Annotated in this window: 1 pseudogene; it reads left to right on the forward strand. The window is 66.3% G+C overall.

The features are described from left to right. Window positions 1–208: pseudogene (locus EVC45_RS45390) on the forward strand (EscN/YscN/HrcN family type III secretion system ATPase); the annotation flags it as partial.

Here is a 208-nt window from a genome sequence, read left to right on the forward strand (position 1 = left end):
CGAGTTCGTCGAGCTGATTCTTGGGGCCAAGGGCATGGCGCGGTCTGTCGTTGTCTGCGCAACGTCGGACCGCTCGTCGATCGAGCGTGCGAAGGCCGCCTACGTGGCGACCGCGATTGCCGAGCACTTTCGCGACCGCGGGCAGCGCGTGCTGCTGATGATGGATTCGCTTACGCGTTTTGCGCGCGCGCAGCGCGAGATCGGGCTG

It is taken from the genome of Paraburkholderia sp. UYCP14C, assembly GCF_004197395.1.
GTDB lineage: Bacteria > Pseudomonadota > Gammaproteobacteria > Burkholderiales > Burkholderiaceae > Paraburkholderia.